Consider the following 378-nt stretch of genomic DNA (forward strand, 5'->3'; position numbering starts at 1 on the left):
GAGGTCTGGCAGAGCAAATATCCGCTGTTGGCTGTGGTTTAATATAATAAGTGACAGTACTTGCAGTAAAAGACGTACTTTTAGGGATACCATAGCGGGTGGATAAGATAACATCATCAGTTCTTAATATCACTCGATAAGGTGCTTTACAAATGGTCGGCACATTGTTACGAGTAACCGGACGGTCAAATTTATCAAGAATAGATAAATGCAACTGCCCTGTAACGGTAAAATCACCATCGCCATCGTCATCATTCCAATAGTTATAAGGCGTACCGATAAGGGTACTCAACGGTATGGCATTAACATTAGTTGGCACTAACATATCAATATCGGCAAAGCTCTGACCGGCAACTGGCAGTAAAATAGCGTGTGATG

The 378-nt window shown here is 41.5% G+C and carries 1 protein-coding gene; it reads right to left on the reverse strand.

All coding sequences use genetic code 11. The features are described from left to right. On the reverse strand, window positions 1–378 hold a 378-nt coding region (locus H3T56_RS11570; RefSeq protein ID WP_198193092.1), incomplete at both ends, for a hypothetical protein.

Source organism: Gilliamella sp. W8123 (assembly GCF_016101085.1).
GTDB lineage: Bacteria > Pseudomonadota > Gammaproteobacteria > Enterobacterales > Orbaceae > Gilliamella > Gilliamella apis.